Genomic DNA, 24,899 nt, shown 5'->3' with positions numbered 1-24,899 from the left:
CCTCGGCTCGTCTCTCTTTCCTGCGGGGTGGCGGGGGGGCGCCGGGCCGCAGGCCCGGCGGACCGGCCCTGCCGGTCCGACCTCACGGTCTCTTATCCTGCGATCACTTCACCCGCGACCAGTCGGCCACGTTCCAGTATTCGCTGTCCCAGGCGTTCATCTCGACGCCCGCGAGCGTGTTCGACACCGCCGAGAAGCGGGCCCGGTTCGCCAGCGGCACCGTCACCATCGCATCCTTGGTCACCATGTCGTTCAGCTTCTTGATCATGTCCGCGCGCGCCCCGGCATCGGCCGTCGTCAGCATTTCCTTGATCAGCGCGTCATAATCCGGGTTGCAGAAGCGCGGGATGTTCTCGCCCTGCCACTGGTCTTCGGGCTTGGGCGCCTTTTCACAGGTCAGCTGCGCCAGATAGGCTTGCGGATCGGTGCCGTCCCATTCGTTGGCGAACATCTGCACATCGGCGTAGAACTTCTGGAACGTGTCGGGCGAGCCCGCATCGCCGCCGAAGAAGACCGAGGGGTCGATCTGTTTCAGCTCGACCTCGATGCCGACATCGTTCCACCATTGCTTGATCATCGCCTGGAAGTTCTGGCGGATCGGGTTGACCGAGGTCTGATAGACAAGGCTCAGCTTCTTGCCGTCCTTGTCGCGGATGCCGTCGCCGTCGGTATCGGTCCAGCCCGCCTCATCCAGCAGCTTCTTCGCCCCTTCGACGTCCTGCGTCAGGCAGCCGGTGTTGTCCGAAGCGAACATCTCGGGCGCCGGAACCAGGTTGCAGGTCGGCCGCGCGGCCTCGCCATAGCCGATCTCGACCAGCAGCGACCGGTCGATCGCCATCGACAGCGCCTGACGCACGCGGATGTCCGAGAGGATCGGATGCGGATGCTTGGTGGTCGAGCGCTCGCCCTCGGGCAGCTCCGAGGAGGGGTCGGTCATGTTCAGTTCCAGCCGTTCGACCAGCCCGCCGTAAGCGGTCATGAACTTGCCCTTGCCCGCGGCGATCATCTGCGCCTGCACTTCGGGCTCGATCTGGGTGTTCCAGCCGTAATCGTATTCGCCGGTCTCCATCACGGCGCGCGCCGTCGACATCGCATCGTTGCCACCCTTGAGCGTGGCCCGGGCGAAGGCGGGCTTGGCCGGGTCGCGGTAATAGGGGTTCGCCTCGAACACCGCCACGTCATTGGTCTTGAAATCGGTGACCATATAGGGGCCGGTGCCGATCGGCTTGAAGTTCGCGTCGGTGCAGCTCGAGGCATTGGCGCCAAGGCATTTTTCGAATTGCGCCTTTTGCAGGATCGGGGCCAGCGCGCCGACGAAGGCGGAATAGGGGTTCGTCTTCGGTTCCAGGAAGGTGATCTTCACGGTCAGCGGATCGACGGCTTCGATCTTCTCGATGCCTTCGAATTTCGACAGCTGCGCGCAGCCACCCGCCGGGTCCATGCAATACTGGCCGGTGAAGACCACGTCCTCGGCGGTGAAATCGGTGCCGTCCGACCATTTCACGCCCGAGAGCAGCTTCCAGGTGATGGTCTTGCCATCGGCCGAAACGCCGCCGTTTTCCAGCGTCGGGATTTCGGCGGCCAGACGCGGCAGCAGCGTGCCATCGGGCTTGTAGGAGGCCAGCGGCTCCGAGACCATCGAGGAGGCGTTGATGTCCTTGGTGCCCGAGGACAGATACTGGTTCATCGTCGAGGCGGCCTGCGACTGGATGATCTTCAGTTCACCGTCCGCGCCGCGTTCGGCGAAGGCGGCGGGCGCAAAGGCCAGCAGGGCAGCGGCCCCCATCAATGCGGTCTTGAGTTTCATGCGTCCTCTCCTTGGTTGAATGCAGGGATCACGTTTGCTCGGGCTCTCGCCCGCGTGTCGCGCCGCCGTTTACCCGGCGGTCTGATTGTGCAGATGGCAGGCGGTGAAATGCCCCGGCGCCACTTCGCGGAACGCCGGTTCCACCTTGTGGCACAGATCCATCACCTTCGGGCAGCGGGTGCAGAAATTGCAGCCCTCGGGCGGATTGGCGGGCGAGGGCACGTCCCCCTTCAGGATGATCCGTTGCCGGGTGGTTTCGGCATTCGGATCGGGTTCCGGCACGGCCGAAAGCAGCGCCTGCGTATAGGGATGCAGCGGCGCTTCATAAAGCGCATCGCGCGAGGCCAGCTCGACGATCCGGCCCAGATACATCACCGCCACCCGGTCGGCGATATGGCGCACCATCGACAGATCGTGGCTGATGAAGAGATAGGTCAGCCCAAGGCTGTCCTGCAGCTCTTCGAGCAGGTTCACCACCTGCGCCTGAATCGACACGTCCAGCGCCGCAATCGGCTCGTCGCAGACGATGAAGCGCGGGTTCAGCGCAAGCGCCCGGGCAATGCCGATGCGCTGACGCTGGCCGCCGGAAAATTCATGCGGATAGCGGTTGGCGAAATCGCGGTTCAGCCCGACCTTGTCCATCAGGTCATAGATCCGGGCCAGTTTCTGCGCCCGGCTCAGCGTCGTGTGTTCATCCAGCGGTTCGCCGATGATCCCCGCCACCGTCATGCGCGGGTTCAAGGACGCCTGCGGGTCCTGAAACACCATCTGCATCTTCGGGCGCAGCGCGCGCAACTCGCCCGGCGGGGCGGCCAGAACATCCTCGCCGTCGATCAGCACCGAGCCCGCGGTGGGTTCGTAAAGCCGCAAGATCGCCCGCCCGCAGGTCGATTTGCCGCAGCCCGATTCCCCCACCAGACCCAGCGTCTCGCCCTCAAAGATGGTGAAGGTCACGTCATCGACCGCCTTCACATCGCCGACCTTCGACCGGAAAAGCCCCGCCGTGATCGGAAAATACATCTTCAGCCCTTCGACCTCGACCAGAGGCCGCTTGCCGCCGTCAAACATCGGCTGTCTCCGTCACTTCCTTGCGCGGGGCGTTGGTGTCGAAATCCCAAAAACAGGCCGCATCATGGCCCGGGCCCACCGCGTACCGCGCCGGATTGGCGGCGTCGCAAGCAGAAAAGCGCAGGGTGCAGCGGTCGCGGAACGGGCAGGCGGTTGGGGCGGCGCGCAGGATCGGCGGCTGGCCCTCGATCACGTTCAGTTTCTCGGCCCGCTCGCCGCGCACCGAGGGCACCGTTTGCAACAGCGCCCGCGTATAGGGGTGGCGGGGCTTGGCGAAGACTTCCTTCACCGTGCCATGTTCGACGATCTGGCCGCCATACATGACCATGATCCGGTCGGCGATGCCCGCGATCACGCCCAGATCATGGGTGATCCAGACAATCGCCATGCCCAGTTTCTGGCGAAGATCCTTCACCAGTTCAAGGATTTGCGCCTGAATCGTCACATCGAGCGCGGTCGTCGGCTCATCGGCGATCAAGACTTTCGGATCACAAGCGAGCGCAATCGCGATCATCACCCGCTGCCGCATCCCGCCCGAGAACTGATGCGGGAAATCCTTCAGCCGCCGCCCGGCATCGGGAATGCCCACAAGCTCAAGCAGTTCCTGCGCCCGCACCTGCGCCTGCGCTTTCGTCATCCCCATATGCTTCATCAGCGGCTCGCGCAGCTGATAGCCCACGGTGAAGACCGGGTTGAGCGAGGTCATCGGGTCCTGAAAGATGAAGCCGACGCCCGGGCCGCGCACGGCGCGCAGCTGGGCGGGGGTGCATTTGAGCAGATCAAGCCCGTCGAACATCACCCGGCCCTCGCGCACCTCGGCGGGGGGGCTGGGCAAAAGCCCGATCAGCGACATCATGGTGACGGATTTGCCGGACCCCGACTCGCCCACCACCCCCAGCAATTCGCCGGGTTTCAGATCGAACGAGACAGAATTGACCGCATGCACCTCGCCGCCACGGGTGCGAAAGATCGTCTTGAGGTTCGTCACCTCGAGCACGGGCTGCGCCCCATCGCGCATTGCGTCCCCCAGTCTTTGACTTGCGCCGTTTTCCGGCGTTGTTCTGCGTTTCTTCACGGATAGGTGAAGATATTTGACCGATTGTTAGAGATTTTCGCGCCCAGTGCAAGCGCTAACGCGGCGGCAGCCCTGCGCGCAGCGGGCTTGACCTTGGGGCGGCGCCGGTCAAGCCTGCACCATCCACAGCCGAAGGAGCCGCCGATGCCGTTTGTGATCTCGCTCAAAGACCCGGTCCGTTTTTCCGCGGCCCTGCCCGAGGCGGTGGATGTGGTGGTGGTGGGCGCGGGCATCGCCGGGGTGATGGCTGCTCATTATCTTGCGCAGGCCGGGCGTCGGGTGGTGGTTTTGGAAAAGGGCCGGGTCGCGGCCGAGCAATCTTCGCGAAACTGGGGCTGGATCCGGCAACAGGGCCGCGATCCGGCGGAATTGCCGATCATGCAGGAGGCGATGCGGCTGTGGGAGGGGCTCGCGGCCGAGCTTGGGCCGGAGCTTGGTTTCCGCCGCTGCGGTGTCGCCTATCTCTCCGACAAGCCCGCCGCGGCCGAGGGTTTTGCCGCCTGGGTCGATTTGGCGCGGGCGCATGGGCTGGAAAGCCACCTGCTTGGCCGGGCGCAGCTGGCCGCAGCGATTCCCCATGCGACGAACTGGGTGACCGGCCTCATCACGCCGTCCGATGCGCGGGCCGAGCCCTTCGTGGCGGTGCCGATGCTGGCCGAGCGCGCGCGGCGGGCCGGTGTGACGGTGATCGAACATTGCGCGGTGCGCGCGCTGGATATCGCCGCGGGCAAGGTGGCGGGGGTCGTCACCGAAAACGGCCGCATCCGCTGCGATCAGGTGCTGGTGGCGGCGGGGGCCTGGTCCTCGCTCTTCCTGCGCCGACACGGGTTGAGCCTGCCGCAGCTGCTGGTCCGCTCGACCGTGGCGCAGACCGTGCCCCTGCCCGAGATCACGCAAGTGTCTGGCGTCGATGACGTCTTTGCCTGGCGGCGGCGGCGCGATGGCAGCTATACGGTGGCGCCCGGGACCTCGCACGATTTCTACATGGGGCCCGATGCGCTGCGGCATTTCGGGAAATACCTGCCGCAGATGCGGCGTGACCTGTCGAAGACCGCGATCCATCCACGCGCGCCCGAACCGGGCTGGCCCGATGGCTGGGCGACGGCGCGGATGTGGTCCGAAGATCGCGAAAGCCCCTTCGAGCGCTGCCGGATTCTGGACCCCGCGCCGAACCGGGTCTTCCTGCACAACGTCCAGCGCGCCTTCGGCCGGGCCTTCCCGTCCTTGGGCGAACCGAAACTGGTGCGCGACTGGGCCGGGATGATCGACGTGATGCCCGACACCGTGCCCGTTCTGGATGCCGCGCCGCTACCGGGCCTTTGGGTCGCCACCGGGCTTTCGGGGCACGGCTTCGGGATCGGGCCGGGCGTCGGCCGGGTGATGGCCAGCCTGATGACCGGGCAAGCCCCCGGCCATGACCTGAGCCGCTTCCGCTGGGGACGTTTTACCGATGGATCAAAAATCGACCTCGGCCCCACCTTCTGACCTTGTCGCCGCGGCCAAACCCTGCGACGCTTCCTTGAGTTTTCCAAGCAAAGGCAAGACCATGCCCGTCAAGAACCGCTTCGCCGAACTGCTGCCCGAGATCACCGCCTGGCGGCGCGACTTCCACGAAAACCCGGAACTGCTGTACGAGGTCCACCGCACCGCCGCCAAGGTCGCGGGGCTTCTGCGCGAGTTTGGCTGCGACGAGGTGGTCGAGGGCATCGGCCAGACCGGCGTCGTCGGCGTGATCCGCGGCCGCAGCGATACTTCGGGCCGGGTGGTGGGGCTGCGCGCCGACATGGATGCGCTGCCGATCGTGGAACAGACCGGGGCGGCGCATGCCTCGAAAGTGCCTGGCAAGATGCATGCCTGCGGCCATGACGGCCATACGGCGATGCTTCTGGGCGCGGCCAAATACCTGGCCGAGACGCGGAATTTCGACGGCACGGCGGTCGTCATCTTCCAGCCGGCGGAAGAGGGCGGCGGCGGTGGCAAGGCGATGGTCGACGACGGGATGATGGAACGCTGGGGGATTCAGGAAGTCTACGGCATGCACAACATGCCGGGCTTCCCGGTCGGCAGCTTTGCGATCCGTCCGGGCCCGATGATGGCCGCGACCGATCAGTTCGACATCGTGGTGACCGGCAAGGGCGGGCACGCGGCGAAACCGCATGACTGCATCGACACGACGCTGGTGGCTGCGCATATCGTTGTTGCGATGCAGCAGATCGCCGCGCGCAACATCGACCCGCTGAAACAGGTCGTGGTCTCGATCTGCACTTTCCGCACGGAAAGCGAGGCCTATAACGTGATCCCGCAGACGGTCACGCTCAAGGGCACGGTGCGTTCGCTTGACCCCGCGGTGCGCGATCTGGCCGAGGCGCGGGTGAAGGCGGTGGCCGAGGGGATCGCCGCGGCGCATGGGGCGACGGTCGAGATCAGCTACATCCGCGGCTATCCGGTGACGATGAACACGCCCGAAAACACCGATTATGCCGTCGCGGTGGCGCAGGCGGTCTCGGGCCATGTCGATACGGAGGTCGCGCCGATGATGGGGGGCGAGGATTTCTCCTACATGCTGAACGCGCGGCCGGGGGCCTATATCTTCCTGGGCAATGGCGACAGCGCGATGGTGCACCACCCGGCCTATGATTTCGACGACAGTGCGATTCCCTTCGGATCAAGCTGGTATGCGGGCATGATCGAAAGCCGGATGCCCGCGGCCTGACCGGGGCAGGGGGGCGCTGCCCCCCTCTTGGCCTTCGGCCAATTCACCCCCCGGGATATTTGCACCAAGGTGAAAGGCAGAGAGCCAGAAGGGCGCCCCCGCGCGGAGCGCCCTTTTCCATTTCACCTTGGCGAAAATATCCCGGGGGGAGGCCGCAAGGCCGTGGGGGGCAGAGCCCCCCTTGCCTTACCGCAGCACCATGACCGAACAGGGCGCGTGGCGCACCACCCGCGCCGCGGTCGAGCCCATCAGGTAATCGCCAAAGCCCGGCCGGTGCCCGGCGATCACGATGCAATCGGCGCCGATCTCGTCGACCAGATCGAGGATCTCGTTCGCCGCATGACCCTGGCGCAGCACGCCCGCGCCATTCTCGAAGTCGTTCGCCAGCGCGTCGAGCTGGTTTTGCAGCGTCTGGCGCAATTCGGCGTCATAGCCCTCGGGCATGTAGGAAATCGCATAGCCGGGCACATCGGCCATCACATGGACGATGGTCACCCGCGCCTCCGGAGCGGCCAGCGTCCGCGCCACGTTCAGTGCGGTGTCGGGGTTGTGTTCCTCGTCGAAGGCAACGGGCACGATGATATTGGCATACATGGCGGACTCCTTTGAGGGCGTCGTTTCGGATGGTTTCATTCTGCCCGATAAACAGGCGGGCGCCTTGATGCAGGTCACGCTGCCTGACGGTCGGCCTATCCCCCGGTGTGGTTCATGCCGCGCCCGACCTGCCCGGTGGCGCCTTGCGCGCCATAGCCGAAATCATGGCCGCGCGGTTTGCGCCCGATCGCGGCACGGATCGCGGCCAGCACCGCCGCGTCCCCCTCCGAGCCGCGCAGGGGGGCGCGCAGATCGGTGCCGCCTTCGTGGCCGAGACAGGGGTAAAGCGTGCCCGTGGCGCTGATCCGCACCCGGTTGCAGGCCTCGCAAAACCCGTGGCTGAGCGGCGTGATGAAGCCGATCCTTTGCCCGGTTTCGGTCACGCGGACATAGCGGGCGGGACCGCCCGTCGTCTCGGGCAGGTCGGTCAGGGTCAGATGCGCAGAGAGCCGGGCCCGCACCTCGGCCAGCGAGAGGAAGGTGGCTGCTCGATCCTGCATCGGCATGTCGCCCACCGGCATCACCTCGATGAAGCTCAGATCATGGCCCTCGGCCCCGGCCCAGGCGGCCAGATCGAGCAGTTCGTCCGCATTCACCCCGCGCAAGGCCACAGTGTTGATCTTCACCCGCAGCCCGGCCGCTTTGGCCGCGGCGATGCCCGCCAGCACGGCGGCCAGATCGCCGCGCCGGGTGATCGCGGCGAAGCGATCCGGGTGCAGGCTGTCGAGCGAGACATTCACCCGCTTCACCCCGCAGGCCGCCAGATCGGCGGCATGGGCGGCCAGCGTCGAACCATTCGTGGTCAGCGTCAGTTCGTCCAACGCCCCCGTGTCCAGATGCCGCGACAGCGCCCGGAACAGGCTCATCACATTGCGGCGCAGCAGCGGCTCGCCGCCGGTGAGGCGCAGCTTGCGCACCCCCAGCCCGATGAAGGTGCTGCACAGCCGGTCCAGTTCCTCGAGCGAGAGCAGATCGCGGCGGGGCAGGAAACGGGTGCCCTCGTCCATGCAATAGCTGCAGCGGAAATCGCAGCGATCCGTCACCGAGACCCGCAGGTAGGTGATGGTCCGCGCGAAAGGGTCGGTCAGCTGTTCCATGCCTTGAAATTAGGCGATATGCCGCCGCCGGGCAAGCACCGGCTGCGGCGGCCTGTCGCGGTTTGGCGACCTCAGGTCACCTTGGCCCGGGCGTGGAATTCGGGCCGGTCCCAAGCGCGGGTCGCCATCACCTCGGTCAGGATGTCGGCGGCGCGGTCGATCTCGGCCTCGCCGATGTAAAGGGGGGTCACGCCGAAGCGCAGGATGTCGGGGGCGCGGAAATCGCCGATCACGCCGCGCGCGATCAGCGCTTGCATGATCGCGTAACCGTCGGGATGGGCGAAGCTGACCTGGCTGCCGCGGTCTTGCGGGTCGCGCGGGGTGACAAGGGTCAGATCGGGGCAGGCGGCCTCGACCGCGGCGATGAAGCGGCTGGTCAGTTCAAGCGAGCGGGCGCGGATCTCGGCCATGCTGACGCCGTCCCAGACATCGAGCGCGGCGTCGAGCGCCGCGAGTTGCAGCACCGGCGGCGTGCCGACGCGCATCCGTGCGGTGCCAGGGGCCGGGCGATAGCCGGGTTCGAACGCAAAGGGCGCGTCATGGCCAAGCCAGCCCGAGAGCACGGGTTGCACCTGGCCCGCGTGGCGCGGCGCGACATAGATGAAGGCCGGGCCGCCGGGGCCGGAGTTCAGGTATTTATAGGTGCAGCCCGCCGCGAAATCGGCGCCCGCGCCCGCCAGATCGACCGGCACCGCGCCCGCTGTATGGGCCAGATCCCAAAACGCCAGCGCCCCCGCGGCATGGGCCGTTGCGGTCAGCGCCGCCATGTCGTGCTTGCGGCCGGTGCGGTAATCGACCTCGGTCAGCATCGTCACCGCCACCGTTTCGTCGATCGCGGCGGCGACCTGATCCGGCGCGACGGTGCGCAGCTGATACCCCTGACCCAGAAGCCCGGTCAGCCCCTGCGCCATGTAAAGATCGGTCGGGAAATTGCCGGTATCGGACAGGATCACCCGGCGGTCGGGGCGCAGTTGCAAGGCCGCATCCAGCGCCTGAAACACCTTGATCGAAAGCGTGTCGCCCAGCGTCACCGTGCCCGGCTCCGCCCCGATCAGCCGCCCGATCCGGTTGCCCAGCCGCTCGGGCAGGTCCATCCAGCCCGCCTTGTTCCAGGCGGTGATCAGCATCGCGCCCCATTCGGCGCGGATCGCGGCCTCGACCCGCGGGGCGACGGCGCGCGGCAGCGGCCCCAGCGAATTGCCGTCCAGATAGATCACGCCCGCGGGCAGATCGAAGAGCGCCTTGGTGGCGGTGAAATCGGTGGTCATCGGGATCTCCTTTCGGGCAGGGTGGCGCGCGGAAGCGGCGGCCGCAAGGGGGTTGCGCGCCGCAGGAACCCACGTCACCTTGGGGCAGGGGGAGTGCCATGACCGTGAAAGACGCGCTGAGAGAGATCGACCTGCCGCCGCTCTGGCTGGCGCTGTTTGCCGCCGCCGTCTGGGCCGTGGGCTGGGCGCTGCCGCTGCCGATTCCCTTCTCCCATCCGGTCGGCTATGCGCTGGTTCTGTGCGGTTTCGTGCTGACGATGGTGGCGGCCGCGCAAATGGTGCTGATGCGCACCACCGTCATTCCGCGTCGCACGCCGGGGCGGCTGGTGACGGGCGGTGTCTTCGCGCTGTCACGCAATCCGATCTATCTTGCCGATGCGCTGATCCTGGCCGGGCTGGTGCTGGTCTGGGATGCCGCGCTGGCGGCGCCCCTGGTGCCCGCCTTCATGGCGCTGATCACGAGGCGCTACATCCGCGGCGAAGAGGTCGCCATCGCCACCCTTTTCGGGCCCGAGTATCAGGCCTATCGCGCCCGGGTCCGCCGCTGGCTGTGACCGATTTGCTGCATTGCAGAAAAATCGTCGCAGCCGGGCATTTGCCCGCCCCCGGCCGCTTTGCCCGCAGGGGCGCCGCGGCCTTGCCAAACCCTTGAATCGGCGCAGGAAATGCGAGCGGTAACATGGTATGCCGCGGTATGCAGAAAGCCTGCCCCGATCCCGCGACAGATTTGCAACTCTTACGCGTGATCAATCGCTTGTGAAACTTTCTTACGCGGTGTTAAGAGGCTTTCGCCACGTTTTGTCCCCGGGCTGAAATCGTCCCGGGGCAGCATTGGGAGAGAGAGAAGTGAAAATCGGCGCTCCGAAGGAGATTTTCGAGGGAGAGGCGCGGGTCGCGCTGACCCCCGACTCTGCGGTCCAGCTTCAGAAGCTGGGGCACACTTGTTTCGTGGAAGCAGGCGCGGGCCATGCTGCGGGCTTTGAGGACAGCGCCTATGCGGCCGTCGGCGTGACCGTGGTGGAAGGCGCTGCGGCGCTTTTCGACGCGGTCGACGTGGTGGCCAAGGTGCGCCCGCCGGTTGACGCCGAAGTGGCCCGTCTGAAAGCGGGCAAGACGCTGATTTCCTTCTTCTATCCGGCGCAGAACAAGGACCTGCTGGAGGCCGCGAAGGCCACCGGGGCGAATGTGATCGCGATGGACATGGTGCCGCGGATCTCGCGCGCGCAAAAGATGGACGCGCTGTCGTCGATGGCGAACATCTCGGGCTATCGCGCGGTCATCGAGGCTGGCAACAATTTCGGCCGCTTCTTCACCGGTCAGGTGACGGCGGCGGGCAAGGTGCCCCCGGCCAAGGTGCTGATCGTCGGCGCGGGCGTGGCCGGTCTGGCCGCGATCGGCGCCTCGACGGCGCTGGGCGCGATCACCTATGCCTTTGACGTGCGCCCGGAAGTGGCCGAACAGATCGAATCGATGGGCGCCGAATTCGTCTATCTCGATTTCGAGGAACAGGCCCAGGACGGCGCCGCGACGGGCGGTTACGCCGCGCCGTCCTCGCCCGAATTCCGCGAAGCGCAGCTGAAGAAATTCCGCGAACTCGCGCCCGAGATGGATATCGTCATCACCACCGCGCTGATCCCGGGCCGCGATGCGCCGATCCTGTGGACGCGCGACATGGTCGAGGCGATGAAGCGCGGCTCGGTCATCGTCGATCTGGCGGCCGAACGCGGCGGCAACTGCGAGCTGACGAAGAAGGACGAAAAGATCGTCACCCCGAACGGCGTGACGGTGATCGGCTATACCGATTTCCCCTCGCGCATGGCGGCGCAGTCGTCGCAGCTTTACGCCACGAACATCCGTCACATGATGACCGACCTGACGCCCGGCAAGGATGGCGTCGTCGTGCACAACATGGAAGATGACGTGATCCGCGGCGCTACCGTGACCTTTGACGGCGCGATCACCTTCCCGCCGCCGCCGCCGAAAATCGCGGCCATCGCGGCGCAAAAGCCGAAGGAAAAGGCCAAGGTCCTGACGCCCGAGGAAATCCGCGCCGCCGAGAAAGCCGCCTTCCGCAAGGAAACCCGCAACCAGATCCTGATGCTGGGCCTGGGCGGCGTGGCTTTGCTGGCGCTGGGCTTGGTCGCGCCTGCGTCCTTCATGGCGCATTTCATCGTCTTTGCGCTGTCGTGCTTCGTCGGCTTCCAGGTGATCTGGAACGTCAGCCATTCGCTGCACACGCCGCTGATGGCGGTGACGAATGCGATTTCCTCGATCATCATTCTGGGCGCTTTGCTGCAGATGGGCTCGAGCTCGTTCCTGGTCATCCTGCTTTCGGCCGTGTCGGTCTTCATGGCGGGCGTCAACATCTTCGGCGGTTTCATGGTCACCCGGCGCATGCTGGCGATGTTCCAGAAGTCGTAAGCGGAGGAAAGAACAATGGATTTCGGTTTCACCACGGCCGCTTACGTCGTTGCGGCAGTTCTGTTCATCCTCTCGCTGGGCGGCCTTTCGGGGCAGGAAAGCGCCAAACGCGCCGTCTGGTATGGCATCGTCGGCATGGCCTTGGCCGTGGCGGCGACGCTGGTCGGGCCGGGGCAGGGGCTTTGGGTCCTGTCGCTGATCCTTCTGGGCGCGGGCGGCTTTTATGGCATGAAGGTCGCGAAAAAGGTCCAGATGACCGAGATGCCGCAGCTGGTCGCGGCGATGCACTCGCTTGTCGGTCTGGCGGCCGTTCTGGTCGGCTACAACGCCTATATTGAATCGGTGCGCGTGCCGGGCATGGACGAGGCGGCGAAAGCGGCGCTCGAAGGTTTCGCGGCGCTTGTCGCGCACAAGACGCCGACCGAGCTTGCGATCCTGCGCGTCGAGCTCTTCCTCGGTGTCTTCATCGGCGCCGTGACCTTCACCGGCTCGATCATCGCTTTCGGCAAGCTTGCGGGCAAGGTTGACACCAAGGCGAAGAAACTGCCGGGCGGGCATCTGCTGAACGCGACGGCGGCGCTGACCTCGGCGGCGATGCTGGTGCTGTTCATGCTCGACTATGGCACCTGGCCGCTGCTGGTAATGACGCTGCTGGCGCTCTTCATCGGCTATCACCTGATCATGGGCATCGGCGGCGCCGACATGCCGGTGGTGGTGTCGATGCTGAACAGCTACTCGGGCTGGGCCGCGGCGGCGATCGGCTTCTCGCTGGGCAATGATCTTCTGATCGTCACCGGCGCGCTGGTCGGCTCCTCGGGCGCGATCCTGAGCTACATCATGTGCAAGGCGATGAACCGGTCCTTCATCTCGGTCATTCTGGGCGGCTTCGGCAACACCTCGGGTCCGGCGATGGAAGTGGCGGGCGAACAGGTGGCGATCGACGCGCAGGGCGTGGCCGATGCGCTGTCGGAAGCCGACAGCATCATCATCATCCCCGGTTACGGCATGGCGGTGGCGCAGGCGCAGATGGCGGTCAGCGAACTGACCTCGGTGCTGCGGGGCCGCGGCAAGACCGTGCGCTTCGCCATCCACCCGGTGGCGGGCCGTCTGCCCGGGCACATGAACGTGCTTCTGGCCGAGGCGAAGGTGCCCTACGACATCGTTCTGGAGATGGACGAGATCAACGAGGACTTCCCGGAAACCGACGTGGCGATCGTCATCGGCTCGAACGACATCGTGAACCCGGCGGCGCAGGAAGACCCGAATTCGCCCATCGCCGGGATGCCGGTGCTGGAATGCTGGAAGGCGAAACAGGTCTTCGTGTCGAAGCGCGGTCAGGGCACCGGCTATTCGGGGATCGAGAACCCGCTCTTCTACAAGGAAAACACCCGCATGTTCTATGGCGACGCCAAGAAGTCGCTGGAAGAGCTGCTGCATCTGATCCGGCACTGAGCCGCCTCAGAACCGAACACAGGCCCCGCCGAAAACGGCGGGGTTTTTCATTTGCCCCGGCTGCGCCGGGCGCTTCGCATATTTCGCGCAAGAAAAGGGCGCTCGATGACGTCGGGGTGGCACTTTTCGGCGCGCAGGAACCCGAGGATCCCGCCTTTCCAGGTTCGAATGTCGGCGAGGAGTTCTTGCAGGCATTCAATGCCGCGGTCGGTGAAGGTGGTGGTGCCTTCCTCGGTGCCGTCATCGACCCAGATCTTCTCGCCGTAGTCGATGTTGTCGGAGTTGGCGCTGACGAGTTCGACAAGCTCCAGGTTCTCGCCGATCCGTCTGGCGGCTTCGTCGATGGTGACGACATGCGTGACGCGCCCCATCAGGCGGCCTCGGCAGATCGGTTTTCCAGCGGCTTCCAATGCCACGGCAGCAATTCGGGCAGGCGCGAGAGCGGCAGATCTGAGATCCTGGCGATGACGTCGGCGAGCCAAGCCTGCGGGTCGATCCCGTTGAGCTTGGCGGTGCCGATCAGGGAATACATGAAGGCCGCGCGCTGCCCGCCGCGCTCGGAACCGGCGAAGAGCCAGGATTTTCTGCCCAGGGCGACCCCGCGCAGGGGAGCGTTCCGCCGCGTTGTTGGTGAGGCAGACCCGGCCATCGTCAAGGAACCGGGTGAAGCCAGGCCAGTGTTCGGGCGAGAGAGAATAATCGATCGCCTTGGCGACCTTGGCGTGCTTCGAGAGCTGCGCGCGTTGCGCCCGAAGCCAGCGCTCCAGGGCCGCGACCAGCGGGGCCGAGCGCGCCTTGCGGGCCTCCAGACGGACGGCAGGGTCGAGGCCGGTGATCCCGCGCTCGATGTCGAACAGCGCATCGATGCGCTTCACCGCCTCGAAGGCGATTGGCGAGATTTCCTTGGCATCCTTGCCTTTGCGGATGTTCCCTTCGACATCGGCCAGTTCAAAGAACTTGCGCCGCGCGTGGCTCCAACACAGAGCCGGGAGAACCGGCCCCGGCTTGCGGTCGCCGCGGTAGAGGTCGTTGTAGCCGGCATAGGCATCTGCTTGCAGGATGCCCTGCCAGCCTTTCAGATGCTCGGTCGGATGCGCGCCGCCCCGATCGCGCGAGAAGCGGAAGATCACCGCTGGCGGCGCGGTGCCGCCGAAGGGGCGGTCGTCGCGCAGATAGGTCCAGAGCCGCGCCGTCTTCGTGCCGCCGCGGGCCAGCAGCGGCACGGTGGTGTCATCGCCGTGCAGGCGTTCGGCCGCCAGGACATGCGCCGCGATCAGATCATGGAGCGGCTTGAGCAGCTCGGCCACGGCCCCGACCTGATCGGCGAGGGTGGAAAGGCTGAGGTCGACGCCCTCGCGGGCATACCGCTCGGCCTGCCGGTTCAACGGTTGATGCTGGCCGAACTTTTCGAACACGATCATCGCCAGCAGGCTCGGCCCGGCCCAACCGCGCGACGTCGGATGGAACGGCGCCGGCGCCTGGCTGATCTTCTCGCACGCCCGACAAGTGAACTTTTCCCGGACGGTCTGGATCACCTTCCACTGTCGCGGAACCACCTCGAGCGTTTCGGTGATGTCTTCGCCCATCTTCACGATGCGCTCCGAGCCGCAGCAGCTGCAACTGGTCGGCGCTTCGATCACCACCCGCTCGCGCGGCAGATGCTCGGGGAAGGGTTTGCGCACCGGCTTCTTGCGGTCGAACGCTGCGACCTTCGTGGTCTTTTCGGCCCGGGCCGCATCCTCGGCGGCGTCGGTCACCAGCTCCTCGAGCTGCAATTCCAACTGATCGATCAGCCGGGTCGTGCGTTCGGCACTGTGACCATATTGCTCGCGCTTGAGCAGCGCGATCTCGAGCTTCAGGCCCGCGATCATCGCCTCCGAGGTCGAAACCACCGCGCGCGCCTGCGCCAGTTCGGCCTTGGTGGCCGCCAGCTCGGCGCGGAGTTTCTCGAGGTCTGAGACGGGATCGGACATGGCCGCTTTTACCATGAACGGCCACGGAAGCCAACAAATACAGGCGTTTCCGCTGCCTCAGCCCATCTTCTTCGGCCGCTGTGTCCAGCGCGGATTGCGCCAGTCATTCGTCGGGGAAACGGTCCCCCGGACCGTTTCCTGATCCTCCTCATCGTCCAGAAGATAGCCGAGCTGAGCTGCCGATATCGCAACGGCCTCGCCCGTGGCGCTCGACGGCCAGACGAATTTCCCCGCCTCAAGGCGCTTGGCGTAAAGTGATACGCCGATCCCGTCGAACCACAAGAGCTTCACCATGTCGGCCTTGCGCCCGCGAAAGCAGAAGATCTCGCCACTGTGCGGATCGCGGCCGAGACCCTGCTGCACCTTCAGCGCGAGGCTGTTCATGCCGCACCGCATGTCGGTGACGCCACCGGCGATCCAGACCCGCGTTCCCGCTGGAAACGCGATCATGCCCGCTCCAGGATCTGCACGAACCGCGTCAGCACCCCGGCATCGACATCCGGCGGCACGATCACCCGCCGCCCATTCGAAAGGGCGATCTCGATCGGCCCCGACGTGACCGCGGCTGCGGAAACCGCGGCGGCAATCCCCTCCGGAAACAGCTCGACGGCTCGAAACGCGGGAAGCTCCCCGCCCAACTCGCCACGCTGATACTGCCGTCGCCACTGGTACAGGCCCGACAAAGCAATACCATACCGGCGCGCCGTCGCCCGCGCGAGCTTCGGGCCGGAAAGGCTCTCTTCGACTATTCGGATCTTCTCCGCGAGGCTGAACCGACGGCGACGCCCCGTGTTCGTCACGTCCAGAATTTCCAGCATGTCATGCACCGTCCATAAGGAGCTTAATATAGACGGTCCACTATCCCCGAACCCGCGTCACTCAAAGACGGCCCTCGCCGCAGGCTTACGCTTCCGAAGACTCGGATGGAGCCATCCCGCAAAGGTCAAAGCCAAGCCTTTGGCTTTTCCTTGGCAAAATACGCCCGGGGGGTGCGGGGGGCGGAGCCCCCCGAGGGTCGCCTCGGGCGAAGCCCGAGGCGAAATAGCTCAGGCGTGGATCGCGCCGTCGCCGCAAGCCAGCGCCGCTTCACGCACCGCTTCCGAATAGGTCGGATGGGCATGGCAGGTCAGCGCGATATCCTGCGCCGAGGCGCCGAATTCCATCGCCACGCAGATCTCGTGGATCATGTCCCCCGCCGAGGGCCCGATGATATGACAGCCCAGCACCCGGTCCGTCGCCGCATCGGCCAGGATCTTCACGAAACCCTCGGCCTGGAACACCGCCTTCGCCCGGCCGTTGCCCATGAACGAGAATTTGCCGACCTTGTAGGCCCGGCCTTCCTGCTTCAGCGCATCTTCGGTCTTGCCGACACAGGCCACCTCGGGCGTGGTGTAGATCACCCCGGGGATGACGTCGTAATTCACATGGCCATGCTTGCCCGCGATCACTTCGGCCACGGCCATGCCTTCGTCCTCGGCCTTGTGGGCGAGCATCGGCCCCGTGATCGCATCGCCGATCGCATAAAGGCCCGGAACCGTCGTCGCCCAATGGCTGTCGGTCTTCACCTGACCGCGCGGCAGCATTTCGACGCCCAGAGCCTCAAGCCCCAGCCCCTTGGTGAAGGGCTTGCGGCCGGTGGCGACCAGCACCACCTCGGCCTCGATCGCATGGGCGCTGTCGTCCTTGCGCAGCGTGTAGCGCACGGTGTTCTTGCCCTTCGCCTTGTCGACACCCTGCACGGCGGCGCCCAGAACGAATTTCAGCCCCTGTTTCGACAGGATGCGCTGCAGCCCCTTGGCCACCTCGGCATCCATGCCGGGCGTGATCGCATCCAGATATTCGACCACCGTCACCTCGGCGCCAAGCCGCGCATAGACCGAGCCCAGTTCCAGCCCGATCACCCCCGCGCCGATCACCACCATCGACTTCGGCACCTTGGCCAGCGACAGCGCCCCGGTCGAGGTGACGACCGTCTGCTCGTCAATCTCGATCCCCGGCAGGCCCGAAGATTCCGAGCCCGTCGCGATGACGATGTTCTTCGCCGTGTGCACCTCGTCGCCGACCTTCACCTGACCCGGCGCCGGGATCGAGCCCCAGCCCTGCAGGTAAGTGACCTTGTTCTTCTTGAACAGGAACTCGATGCCCTTGGTGTTGCCGTCGATGACATCCTGCTTGTAGGACTGCATCTTCGCCCAATCGACCTTCACCTTGGCGCCCATCAGGCCCATCTTTTCGAAGTTCTCGTGGACCTCGTGCAGCTCATGCGTGGCATGCAGCAGCGCCTTGGACGGGATGCAGCCCACGTTCAGGCAGGTGCCGCCCAAGGCCCCGCGCCCCTCGACGCAGGCGGTCTTGAGCCCCAGTTGCGCGCAGCGGATGGCACAGACATAGCCGCCCGGGCCGCCGCCGATGATGATGACGTCGAATTCTGCCATTTCAGGCTCCCGTAGTTTCGGTGCCAGAATCTCTGTCCTGGCCAGTTTTGTTTGTCGATGCTTCTGCGGATGCGCTCTCCGATGACGAAAACTCGTAATCGTCAAGGATTGCGTCTAGAGCCTCCAAGCCTCCGATTGCCGAAAGCTTGACAAGGTAGGACAGAAATCCGGCTGAACACCCAATGATGCCGATCTGCCAGTTGCTAAGTAGGCTTTGTCCGGAACCCACGACTTGCTCGTTCGATAAGACGTAGGCGATTCCCCAGCCAGCAAGCCCCATATACAACGCACCGATAAAGCCTGATGCTAAATCGTAACGCGAGTTTCCATCTCTAAGAAGTTCGATTAGCATTGGGTTCCCGACCTTCCCAACTCTGAACGCTCGCCGAACTCTCGCAAGTTCACCAAACTTCTCATGCTTCCCGAGCGATCCCAGCATAGTTGCGACAGCCCCCAAAATTAGCGAGAGCATCACCCAAAGCACCAAGAACGGTAGGTTTTCAGCCTCGACCACCGAATTACTTGTGGCACTTAAGCTTAGAGATGCAGGTAATAACTGAGCACGAGAAAAGCTCTCCAGAACAAGCACACCATAACCGAAGCGGGTAAGTGTGCTTGTCCAGTTCCTTGTTGCGTCGATGGCGGACGCAAAAACCATCAGAGATCCATCAGCAGGCGGCGCGGATCTTCCAGCGCCTCTTTCACCCGGACAAGGAAGGTCACCGCGCCCTTGCCGTCGACGATGCGGTGATCGTAGGAGAGCGCCAGATACATCATCGGGCGGATCACGATCTGACCGTTCACCACCACCGGGCGGTCCTGGATCTTGTGCATGCCAAGGATGCCCGATTGCGGCGGGTTCAGAATGGGCGAGGACATCAGCGAGCCATAGACGCCGCCGTTCGAGATGGTGAACGAGCCGCCCTGCATTTCCTGCATCGTCAGCTTGCCGTCGCGGCCGCGCTTGCCCAGTTCGGCGATCTCGCGCTCGATATGGGCGAAGCCCTTTTGATCGGCGTCGCGCAGAACCGGCACCACAAGGCCCGAGGGCGTGCCCACCGCCACGCCCATGTGGACGTAGTTCTTGTAGATGATGTCGCCGCCGTCGATTTCGGCGTTCACCTCGGGGATTTCCTTCAGCGCGTGGCAGCAGGCCTTCACGAAGAAGCCCATGAAGCCGAGCTTGACCCCGTGTTTCTTCTCGAACTGGTCCTTGTAGACGTTGCGCAGGTCCATCACGCCCGACATGTCCACCTCGTTATAGGTGGTCAGCATCGCGGCGGTGTTCTGCGCGTCCTTCAGGCGGCGGGCGATGGTGGCGCGCAGGCGGGTCATCTTCACCCGTTCCTCGCGCGCGGCATCTTCGGCCGGGACGGGCGCGCGCGGCACGGTGGCGGGCGGCGGCGCGATCGAGACTTGCGCGGTTTGAACCGGGGCAGGGGCGGGCGCCGGGGCCGCCGCGGCAGCCGCCACGTCTTCCTTCATGATCCGGCCATCGCGGCCGGTGCCGGTGACCTGATCGGGGCTGAGCCCCGCTTCGGCCATCGCCTTTTTCGCCGCGGGGGCATGTTCCACGTCCTTCGCGGGCACCGCCGCCGGGGCGGGCGCGGGGGCGGCCGCCGGGGCAGGGGCAGCCGTCGCAGCCCCGGCACCAGCCGCCATGATCGCCAGCTTGCCGCCCGCGGCGACCGAGGACCCCTCGGGGGCGAGGATCTCGCTCAGCACACCCGCGACCGGCGCCGGAACCTCGACCGAGACCTTGTCGGTTTCAAGCTCGCACAGGATTTCGTCCTGGGCGACGGCATCGCCCGGCTTCTTGAACCAGGTGGAGACAGTGGCTTCGGCAACGCTTTCGCCCAGCGCGGGGACCATGACATCCGTCATCTTGACCTCTTGAACAGTCGGCGCGGCGTGTTGAGGGGCTGCCGGGCCTTCGGATTTGGGTTGCGCGGGCGGCATCGCGCCCGCGGACAAAAGCACGGCCAGCAGGGCGTTCACCGCCACCGTCTCGCCTTCCTTGGCGACGATCTCGCTCAGCACCCCCGCCGAGGGGGCGCGGACTTCGACCGTCACCTTGTCTGTTTCAAGCTCGCAGAGCATCGCATCGGTCGCAACCATCTCGCCCGGTTTCACGAACCAGGTGGCGACGGTGGCCTCCGAGACGCTTTCCCCAAGCCCGGGAACGCGGATCTCGGTCATCTCAGCCCTCCAGCGCGTCTTGGACGAGCGCGTCCTGCTCGGCCTTGTGGCGGCTTGCCAGACCCGTCGCGGGCGAGGCCGAGGCGGCACGGCCCGCATAACGCGCCCGGCCATGCTTGGCCCCGATCTTCGAGAGAACCCATTCCAGGTTCGGCTCGATGAAGCTCCAGGCGCCCTGGTTCTTCGGCTCTTCCTGACACCAGATGATCTGCGCCTCCTTGAAGCGGCCCAGTTCCGTCACCAGCGAATGCGCCGGGAAGGGGTAAAGCTGCTCGATGCGCAGGATGTAGACGTCTTCAAGCCCCCGCTTGTCGCGTTCCGCGAGCAGGTCGTAATAGACCTTGCCGGTGCACAGCACGACGCGGCTGATTTCGGCATCGGGTTTCGTCGTCATTTCCGAATTGCCGTGATGCTGCGCGTCGGCATCGTCCCACATCACGCGCCGGAAGAAGGAGCCGGTGGTGAATTCCTCGGCCGTCGAGGTGCAGAGCGGATGGCGCAGAAGCGATTTCGGCGTCATCAGGATCAGCGGCTTGCGGAAGTTGCGGTGGATCTGACGGCGCAGGATGTGGAAGTAGTTCGCCGGCGTCGAGCAGTTCGCGACGATCCAGTTGTCTTCTGCGCTGAGTTGCAGATAGCGCTCCAGCCGGGCCGAGGAGTGTTCGGGTCCCTGACCCTCAAACCCATGCGGCAGCAGGCAGACCAGCCCCGACATCCGCAGCCATTTCCGTTCGCCCGAGTTGATGAACTGGTCGAACATGATCTGCGCGCCATTGGCGAAATCGCCGAACTGCGCCTCCCACAACGTCAGCGCATTGGGTTCCGCCAGCGAATAGCCATACTCAAACCCAAGCACCGCATATTCCGAGAGCATCGAGTCGATGACCTCGTATTTCGCCTGACCGGGCTTGATGTGGTTGAGCGGATAGTAGCGCTCCTCGGTCGCCTGATCGATCAGCCCGGAATGACGCTGGCTGAAGGTGCCCCGGGTGCAGTCCTGACCGGCCAGACGCACCGGGAAGCCCTCGGCCAGAAGCGAGCCGAACGCCAGCGCCTCGGCCGTGGCCCAGTCAAAGCCCTTGCCCGTTTCGAACATCGCCTTTTTCGCCTCGAGCTGGCGGGCGACAGTCTTGTGGATGTCGAAATCTTCCGGGTAGCTGGTCAGCGCCTTGCCCACCTCGGCCATCAGCTCGGGCGAAATCGGGGTCACGCCCGCGTCGTAATCCGAACTTTGCCGGTCAAGGTGCTTCCAGCGGCCATCGAGCCAGTCGGCCTTGTTCGGACGGAACTGCTTGCCCGCCTCGTATTCCTCGTTCAGCTTCGCCTGGAAGGCGGCTTTCATGTCCTCGATCTCGCCCTCGGGGATCAGCCCGTCGGCCACCAGACGTTCGGTGTAAAGCTGCAGCGTGGTCTTGTGCGCCTTGATGTTCTTGTACATCGCCGGGTTGGTGAACATCGGCTCGTCGCCTTCGTTGTGACCGAAGCGGCGGTAGCAGAAGATGTCAATGACCACATCCTTGTGGAATTTCTGCCGGAATTCGGTCGCGACCTTCGCGGCATGCACGACGGCCTCGGGGTCGTCGCCGTTGACGTGGAAGATCGGCGCTTCCACCATCAGGGCAATGTCGGTCGGATAGGGCGAGGTGCGGCTGAAATGCGGCGCCGTGGTGAAGCCGATCTGGTTGTTCACGACGATATGGATGCAGCCGCCGGTGCGGTGCCCCTTGATCCCCGACAGCTGCAGACATTCGGCCACGATGCCCTGCCCGGCAAAGGCCGCGTCGCCATGCAGCAGAACGGACAGAACCTGGGTGCGGTCCTCGTCATGGGCCTGATCCTGCTTGGCGCGGACCTTGCCCAGAACGACCGGGTTCACCGCTTCCAGGTGGGAGGGGTTCGCGGTCAGCGACAGGTGCACGGTATGGCCGTCAAACGAACGGTCTGACGACGCGCCGAGGTGGTATTTCACATCGCCCGAGCCGTCCACATCCTCGGGCTTGTAGGAGCCGCCCTGAAATTCGTGGAAGATCGCCCGGTAGGGTTTCGCCATCACCGAGGCCAGAATGTTCAACCGGCCGCGGTGCGGCATGCCGAAGACCACTTCCTTGAGCCCCAGCGCGCCGCCGCGCTTGATGATCTGTTCCATCGCCGGGATCAGCGCCTCGGCCCCGTCCAGGCCGAAGCGCTTGGTGCCGGTGTATTTCACATGCAGGAATTTCTCGAAGCCCTCGGCCTCGACCAGCTTGTTCAGGATGGCGCGGCGGCCTTCGCGGGTGAAGGCGATTTCCTTGCCGTAGCCCTCGATCCGCTCTTTCAGCCAGGCGGCTTCCTCGGGGTTCGAGATATGCATGTATTGCAGCGCGAAGGTGCCGCAATAGGTGCGCTTGAGCACGTCCAGGATCTGCCGCATCGAGGCGACCTGCAGACCCAGCACGTTGTCGATGAAGATCATCCGGTCCATGTCGGCTTCGGTGAAGCCATAGGAGCGCGGGTCAAGCTCCGGATGCGGTTCGCCCGAACGCATGCCCAGCGGGTCCAGATCGGCGATCAGGTGGCCCCGGATCCGGTAGGCGCGGATGATCATCAGCGCGCGGATGCTGTCCAACACGGCGCGTTTGATCGCCTCGTCCGAGACCTGCACCCCCGCGGCCTTCACCGCCGCCGCCAGCTTTTCGGCCGCGGCCTTGTTTTCCTTGGGCGCGACGGGCATCGGCCATTCGCCGGTCATCGCCGCCGTCAGATCGTCCGAGGGGGTCGGCGGCCAGTCGGCGCGGGCCCAGGACGGCCCATGGGCGGAGCGCTTGGCATCCAGTTCCGTATCGCCCAGGCTTTCGAAGAAAGAGGCCCAGTTCGGATCGACCGAGGTCGGATCGGCGGCATAGCGGGCGTAAAGCTGTTCGACATAATCCGCGTTCGCCCCTTGCAGGAAGGACGAGGCGTGGAACTGGTCGTTCGGTGTGTGGTCGTTCATGGGATGATCCTTGCGAGATCGGCTGAGGGAACGGCCGGAGGCCGGAGGGAACGGGGTTCCGGCGCGCGAGGGACGCGCCGGCACGGGTTACATCAGGACCGGGATTGCAGGGCCGGGGCCTAGTTGCACTCCACCACAAGGGCCTTCATGCCGGGAACGCGGTCCCCGGGTTCGGCAACATGCGCGGTTTTCAGGCTTTTGCCATAATGGCGGCACAGCCGCTCGGGCGCGGCCGCCACCGCGGCCTTGCGCGCCGCGAACAGGTCGAAATAGACATAGGACCGTTTCGCATTGCCCGAGATCGCCGCCACGGCATCGCTGTTGATGCCGGTCATCCGTTCGAATTCGGCCTTGGCGCGGTTGTCGACCGGGATCGGCGGCGCAAGATCGGGCCCGGCGGGGGCGCTTTCGGGGCTGCCCGGCAGGCAGGCGGCAAGGGTCAGCAGACAGAAGACGGCCGGAATGGCCGACGCAAAACGGAGCATTCTTGCCTCGGGCAGGTTAGCGGCGGTAGGGGTCGGCGGCGCCGGGCAATCCGGCGGCGGCGTTGCAGGCGATGTCATAATTGCCACCGGCATTTTCCGGCCCGCAGGTGGCCGCGGTGCCCTCGACGATGGTGCCGTTCGTGCGCGCGGAATTGGCCAGCGCATAGCCGGTCGAGCCGGTCGGCGTCATGCCCACGGGAACCTTTTGCGTCGTCACGATCGGATAGGTGGTGATCGGGCCCGCCGCCTGCGGGGCGATCAGCGTCGGATCGGTGCCGCAGCCCGCGAGGGCCAGCGCGAGAGCCATCGCCCCCGTCAGCAGTGTCAGTTTCATTCGAACCTCCCGTTCTGGCCTGTCGGCCCTTGGTTGCACTCGTCACGCGACGGGGGCCCGACACCCCCGGAACCGAAGGTGGGGCCGCGACCTCCTCTGCCGCGGCCCCGCAGGGCGCTCAGCCCTTGATCGCTTTCAGCACGGCTTCGCCCAGATGCGCGGGGCTGTCCGCCACCACGATACCCGCGCGTTTCATCGCTTCGATCTTGCTTTCCGCATCGCCCTTGCCGCCCGAGACGATGGCGCCGGCATGGCCCATGCGGCGGCCGGGCGGCGCGGTGCGACCGGCGATGAAGCCCGCGGTCGGCTTCCAGCGGCCCTTTTTCTTTTCCGCCATCAGGAATTCGGCGGCCTCTTCCTCGGCCGAGCCGCCGATTTCGCCGATCATGATGATCGAGGTGGTTTCCGGGTCGGCCAGGAACATCTCGAGCACGTCGATATGTTCGGTGCCCTTGATCGGGTCGCCGCCGATGCCCACGGCCGAGGATTGGCCAAGGCCGACATCGGTCGTCTGTTTCACCGCCTCATAGGTCAGCGTGCCCGAACGCGACACGACACCGACCGAGCCGCGCTTGAAGATCGAGCCCGGCATGATGCCGATCTTGCAGGCATCCGGGGTCATCACGCCGGGGCAGTTCGGCCCGATCAGACGCGACTTGCTGTCGATCAGCGCGCGTTTCACCCGCATCATGTCCAGAACCGGGATGCCCTCGGTGATGCAGACGATCAGCTCCATTTCGGCGTCGATCGCTTCCAGAATGGAATCCGCGGCAAAGGGCGGCGGCACGTAAATGGCCGTCGCATGGGCGCCGGTGACGTGCTTGGCCTCGTGGACCGAGTTGAAGACCGGCAGGCCGAGATGTTCGGTGCCGCCCTTGCCCGGGGTCACGCCGCCGACCATTTTCGTGCCATAGGCGATGGCCTGTTCGGAATGGAAAGTGCCCTGCGAGCCGGTGAAGCCCTGACAGATGACCTTGGTGTGTTCGTTGACGAGGACTGCCATCTTC

22 protein-coding genes are annotated in these 24,899 nt (G+C 65.3%); 5 read left to right on the top strand and 17 right to left on the bottom strand.

Features of this window, described 5'->3' with window-relative positions:
- Nucleotides 1-103: 103 nt before the first annotated feature.
- The 3 genes from ACTTAG_RS14040 to ACTTAG_RS14030 all read right to left on the bottom strand — a co-directional run bounded on the left by ACTTAG_RS14040 (nucleotide 104) and on the right by ACTTAG_RS14030 (nucleotide 3,893).
- The gene (locus ACTTAG_RS14040; RefSeq protein WP_444462852.1) at nucleotides 104-1,807 is read right to left on the bottom strand and encodes a peptide ABC transporter substrate-binding protein; all 1,704 of its coding nucleotides are present in this window, start codon (nucleotides 1,805-1,807) and stop codon (nucleotides 104-106) included.
- Nucleotides 1,808-1,876: 69 nt separating this feature from the next.
- A complete protein-coding gene (locus ACTTAG_RS14035) occupies nucleotides 1,877-2,875 on the bottom strand; it encodes an ABC transporter ATP-binding protein (RefSeq protein WP_444462851.1) in 999 nt (332 codons plus the stop codon).
- A complete protein-coding gene (locus tag ACTTAG_RS14030; RefSeq protein WP_444462850.1) occupies nucleotides 2,868-3,893 on the bottom strand; it encodes an ABC transporter ATP-binding protein in 1,026 nt (341 codons plus the stop codon). The genes ACTTAG_RS14035 and ACTTAG_RS14030 overlap by 8 nt, the downstream gene beginning before the upstream one ends.
- A gap of 201 nt (nucleotides 3,894-4,094) precedes the next feature.
- Here ACTTAG_RS14030 and ACTTAG_RS14025 point away from each other — a divergent pair, with 201 nt between their 5' ends.
- Both ACTTAG_RS14025 and ACTTAG_RS14020 read left to right on the top strand, forming a co-directional pair.
- Nucleotides 4,095-5,435, top strand: coding sequence for an NAD(P)/FAD-dependent oxidoreductase (locus tag ACTTAG_RS14025; protein ID WP_444462849.1), 1,341 nt, complete (start codon nucleotides 4,095-4,097; stop codon nucleotides 5,433-5,435).
- A 61-nt stretch (nucleotides 5,436-5,496) separates the two neighbouring features.
- Nucleotides 5,497-6,663, top strand: coding sequence for a M20 aminoacylase family protein (locus ACTTAG_RS14020; protein ID WP_444462848.1), 1,167 nt, complete (start codon nucleotides 5,497-5,499; stop codon nucleotides 6,661-6,663).
- Between the two features lie 186 nt (nucleotides 6,664-6,849).
- Here the strand turns inward: ACTTAG_RS14020 and ACTTAG_RS14015 are convergent, their stop codons facing one another.
- The 3 genes from ACTTAG_RS14015 to kynU all read right to left on the bottom strand — a co-directional run bounded on the left by ACTTAG_RS14015 (nucleotide 6,850) and on the right by kynU (nucleotide 9,622).
- Complete coding sequence (locus tag ACTTAG_RS14015) at nucleotides 6,850-7,257, bottom strand: universal stress protein (RefSeq protein WP_444462847.1); 408 nt, start codon at nucleotides 7,255-7,257, stop codon at nucleotides 6,850-6,852.
- A gap of 95 nt (nucleotides 7,258-7,352) precedes the next feature.
- Entirely contained in the window at nucleotides 7,353-8,354 is a 1,002-nt protein-coding gene (moaA, locus tag ACTTAG_RS14010; RefSeq protein ID WP_444462846.1) for a GTP 3',8-cyclase MoaA, read from the bottom strand.
- 71 nt (nucleotides 8,355-8,425) lie between these two features.
- Nucleotides 8,426-9,622, bottom strand: a complete 1,197-nt coding sequence (gene kynU, locus ACTTAG_RS14005; protein WP_444462845.1) for a kynureninase — start codon at nucleotides 9,620-9,622, stop codon at nucleotides 8,426-8,428.
- A gap of 98 nt (nucleotides 9,623-9,720) precedes the next feature.
- Here kynU and ACTTAG_RS14000 point away from each other — a divergent pair, with 98 nt between their 5' ends.
- The 3 genes from ACTTAG_RS14000 (at nucleotide 9,721) to ACTTAG_RS13990 (ending at nucleotide 13,495) form a co-directional block, all read left to right on the top strand.
- Nucleotides 9,721-10,176, top strand: coding sequence for a methyltransferase family protein (locus tag ACTTAG_RS14000; protein WP_444462844.1), 456 nt, complete (start codon nucleotides 9,721-9,723; stop codon nucleotides 10,174-10,176).
- Nucleotides 10,177-10,468: 292 nt separating this feature from the next.
- Complete coding sequence (locus tag ACTTAG_RS13995) at nucleotides 10,469-12,043, top strand: Re/Si-specific NAD(P)(+) transhydrogenase subunit alpha (RefSeq protein ID WP_444462843.1); 1,575 nt, start codon at nucleotides 10,469-10,471, stop codon at nucleotides 12,041-12,043.
- Between the two features lie 15 nt (nucleotides 12,044-12,058).
- Complete coding sequence (locus ACTTAG_RS13990) at nucleotides 12,059-13,495, top strand: NAD(P)(+) transhydrogenase (Re/Si-specific) subunit beta (RefSeq protein WP_444462842.1); 1,437 nt, start codon at nucleotides 12,059-12,061, stop codon at nucleotides 13,493-13,495.
- Between the two features lie 47 nt (nucleotides 13,496-13,542).
- Here ACTTAG_RS13990 and ACTTAG_RS13985 read toward each other — a convergent pair whose 3' ends face one another.
- The 11 genes from ACTTAG_RS13985 to sucD form a co-directional block, all read right to left on the bottom strand.
- Nucleotides 13,543-13,866, bottom strand: coding sequence for a hypothetical protein (locus ACTTAG_RS13985; RefSeq protein WP_444462841.1), 324 nt, complete (start codon nucleotides 13,864-13,866; stop codon nucleotides 13,543-13,545).
- A protein-coding gene (gene tnpC / locus ACTTAG_RS13980) for an IS66 family transposase (RefSeq protein ID WP_444462840.1) occupies nucleotides 13,866-15,468 on the bottom strand; the annotation gives its coding sequence in 2 pieces (ribosomal slippage) (nucleotides 13,866-14,102 and nucleotides 14,104-15,468; 1,602 coding nt in all). The genes ACTTAG_RS13985 and tnpC overlap by 1 nt, the downstream gene beginning before the upstream one ends.
- A gap of 57 nt (nucleotides 15,469-15,525) precedes the next feature.
- Nucleotides 15,526-15,918 (bottom strand): IS66 family insertion sequence element accessory protein TnpB, encoded by a 393-nt coding sequence (gene tnpB, locus ACTTAG_RS13975; RefSeq protein WP_444462839.1) that lies wholly within the window; start codon nucleotides 15,916-15,918, stop codon nucleotides 15,526-15,528.
- Nucleotides 15,915-16,286, bottom strand: coding sequence for an IS66-like element accessory protein TnpA (gene tnpA / locus ACTTAG_RS13970; RefSeq protein WP_444462838.1), 372 nt, complete (start codon nucleotides 16,284-16,286; stop codon nucleotides 15,915-15,917). Before tnpA ends, tnpB begins: the two co-directional genes overlap by 4 nt.
- A gap of 228 nt (nucleotides 16,287-16,514) precedes the next feature.
- Nucleotides 16,515-17,903, bottom strand: a complete 1,389-nt coding sequence (lpdA, locus tag ACTTAG_RS13965; protein WP_444462837.1) for a dihydrolipoyl dehydrogenase — start codon at nucleotides 17,901-17,903, stop codon at nucleotides 16,515-16,517.
- 1 nt (nucleotide 17,904) lies between these two features.
- On the bottom strand, nucleotides 17,905-18,561 hold the full coding sequence (locus ACTTAG_RS13960; RefSeq protein ID WP_444462836.1) for a hypothetical protein: 657 nt from the start codon (nucleotides 18,559-18,561) through the stop codon (nucleotides 17,905-17,907).
- Nucleotides 18,561-20,102: a 2-oxoglutarate dehydrogenase complex dihydrolipoyllysine-residue succinyltransferase gene (gene odhB / locus ACTTAG_RS13955; RefSeq protein WP_444462835.1), complete on the bottom strand. Its 1,542-nt coding sequence runs from the start codon at nucleotides 20,100-20,102 to the stop codon at nucleotides 18,561-18,563. Before odhB ends, ACTTAG_RS13960 begins: the two co-directional genes overlap by 1 nt.
- Before the next feature lies 1 nt (nucleotide 20,103).
- Complete coding sequence (locus ACTTAG_RS13950; protein WP_444462834.1) at nucleotides 20,104-23,073, bottom strand: 2-oxoglutarate dehydrogenase E1 component; 2,970 nt, start codon at nucleotides 23,071-23,073, stop codon at nucleotides 20,104-20,106.
- A gap of 119 nt (nucleotides 23,074-23,192) precedes the next feature.
- Complete coding sequence (locus ACTTAG_RS13945) at nucleotides 23,193-23,558, bottom strand: hypothetical protein (RefSeq protein WP_444462833.1); 366 nt, start codon at nucleotides 23,556-23,558, stop codon at nucleotides 23,193-23,195.
- Between the two features lie 16 nt (nucleotides 23,559-23,574).
- Entirely contained in the window at nucleotides 23,575-23,892 is a 318-nt protein-coding gene (locus ACTTAG_RS13940; RefSeq protein WP_444462832.1) for a hypothetical protein, read from the bottom strand.
- A gap of 118 nt (nucleotides 23,893-24,010) precedes the next feature.
- On the bottom strand, nucleotides 24,011-24,895 hold the full coding sequence (gene sucD, locus ACTTAG_RS13935; RefSeq protein ID WP_023914735.1) for a succinate--CoA ligase subunit alpha: 885 nt from the start codon (nucleotides 24,893-24,895) through the stop codon (nucleotides 24,011-24,013).
- Nucleotides 24,896-24,899 lie beyond the last annotated feature (4 nt).

Source organism: Rhodobacter capsulatus, assembly GCF_052363185.1.
GTDB classification, from domain to species: domain Bacteria; phylum Pseudomonadota; class Alphaproteobacteria; order Rhodobacterales; family Rhodobacteraceae; genus Rhodobacter; species Rhodobacter capsulatus_E.
The sequence above is the reverse complement of the archived record's forward strand: the minus strand, read 5'-3'. Positions and strand labels throughout refer to the sequence as shown.

What these genes read in the sequence shown, in the direction of transcription:
- ACTTAG_RS14040 (WP_444462852.1), bottom strand. Translation starts at nt 1,807, where the DNA reads ATGAAACTCAAGACCGCATTGATGGGGGCCGCTGCCCTGCTGGCCTTT.
- ACTTAG_RS14035 (WP_444462851.1), bottom strand. Translation starts at nt 2,875, where the DNA reads ATGTTTGACGGCGGCAAGCGGCCTCTGGTCGAGGTCGAAGGGCTGAAG.
- ACTTAG_RS14030 (WP_444462850.1), bottom strand. Translation starts at nt 3,893, where the DNA reads ATGCGCGATGGGGCGCAGCCCGTGCTCGAGGTGACGAACCTCAAGACG.
- ACTTAG_RS14025 (WP_444462849.1), top strand. Translation starts at nt 4,095, where the DNA reads ATGCCGTTTGTGATCTCGCTCAAAGACCCGGTCCGTTTTTCCGCGGCC.
- ACTTAG_RS14020 (WP_444462848.1), top strand. Translation starts at nt 5,497, where the DNA reads ATGCCCGTCAAGAACCGCTTCGCCGAACTGCTGCCCGAGATCACCGCC.
- ACTTAG_RS14015 (WP_444462847.1), bottom strand. Translation starts at nt 7,257, where the DNA reads ATGTATGCCAATATCATCGTGCCCGTTGCCTTCGACGAGGAACACAAC.
- moaA (WP_444462846.1), bottom strand. Translation starts at nt 8,354, where the DNA reads ATGGAACAGCTGACCGACCCTTTCGCGCGGACCATCACCTACCTGCGG.
- kynU (WP_444462845.1), bottom strand. Translation starts at nt 9,622, where the DNA reads ATGACCACCGATTTCACCGCCACCAAGGCGCTCTTCGATCTGCCCGCG.
- ACTTAG_RS14000 (WP_444462844.1), top strand. Translation starts at nt 9,721, where the DNA reads ATGACCGTGAAAGACGCGCTGAGAGAGATCGACCTGCCGCCGCTCTGG.
- ACTTAG_RS13990 (WP_444462842.1), top strand. Translation starts at nt 12,059, where the DNA reads ATGGATTTCGGTTTCACCACGGCCGCTTACGTCGTTGCGGCAGTTCTG.
- ACTTAG_RS13985 (WP_444462841.1), bottom strand. Translation starts at nt 13,866, where the DNA reads ATGGGGCGCGTCACGCATGTCGTCACCATCGACGAAGCCGCCAGACGG.
- tnpB (WP_444462839.1), bottom strand. Translation starts at nt 15,918, where the DNA reads ATGATCGCGTTTCCAGCGGGAACGCGGGTCTGGATCGCCGGTGGCGTC.
- tnpA (WP_444462838.1), bottom strand. Translation starts at nt 16,286, where the DNA reads ATGCTGGAAATTCTGGACGTGACGAACACGGGGCGTCGCCGTCGGTTC.
- lpdA (WP_444462837.1), bottom strand. Translation starts at nt 17,903, where the DNA reads ATGGCAGAATTCGACGTCATCATCATCGGCGGCGGCCCGGGCGGCTAT.
- ACTTAG_RS13960 (WP_444462836.1), bottom strand. Translation starts at nt 18,561, where the DNA reads ATGGTTTTTGCGTCCGCCATCGACGCAACAAGGAACTGGACAAGCACA.
- odhB (WP_444462835.1), bottom strand. Translation starts at nt 20,102, where the DNA reads ATGACCGAGATCCGCGTTCCCGGGCTTGGGGAAAGCGTCTCGGAGGCC.
- ACTTAG_RS13950 (WP_444462834.1), bottom strand. Translation starts at nt 23,073, where the DNA reads ATGAACGACCACACACCGAACGACCAGTTCCACGCCTCGTCCTTCCTG.
- ACTTAG_RS13945 (WP_444462833.1), bottom strand. Translation starts at nt 23,558, where the DNA reads ATGCTCCGTTTTGCGTCGGCCATTCCGGCCGTCTTCTGTCTGCTGACC.
- ACTTAG_RS13940 (WP_444462832.1), bottom strand. Translation starts at nt 23,892, where the DNA reads ATGAAACTGACACTGCTGACGGGGGCGATGGCTCTCGCGCTGGCCCTC.
- sucD (WP_023914735.1), bottom strand. Translation starts at nt 24,895, where the DNA reads ATGGCAGTCCTCGTCAACGAACACACCAAGGTCATCTGTCAGGGCTTC.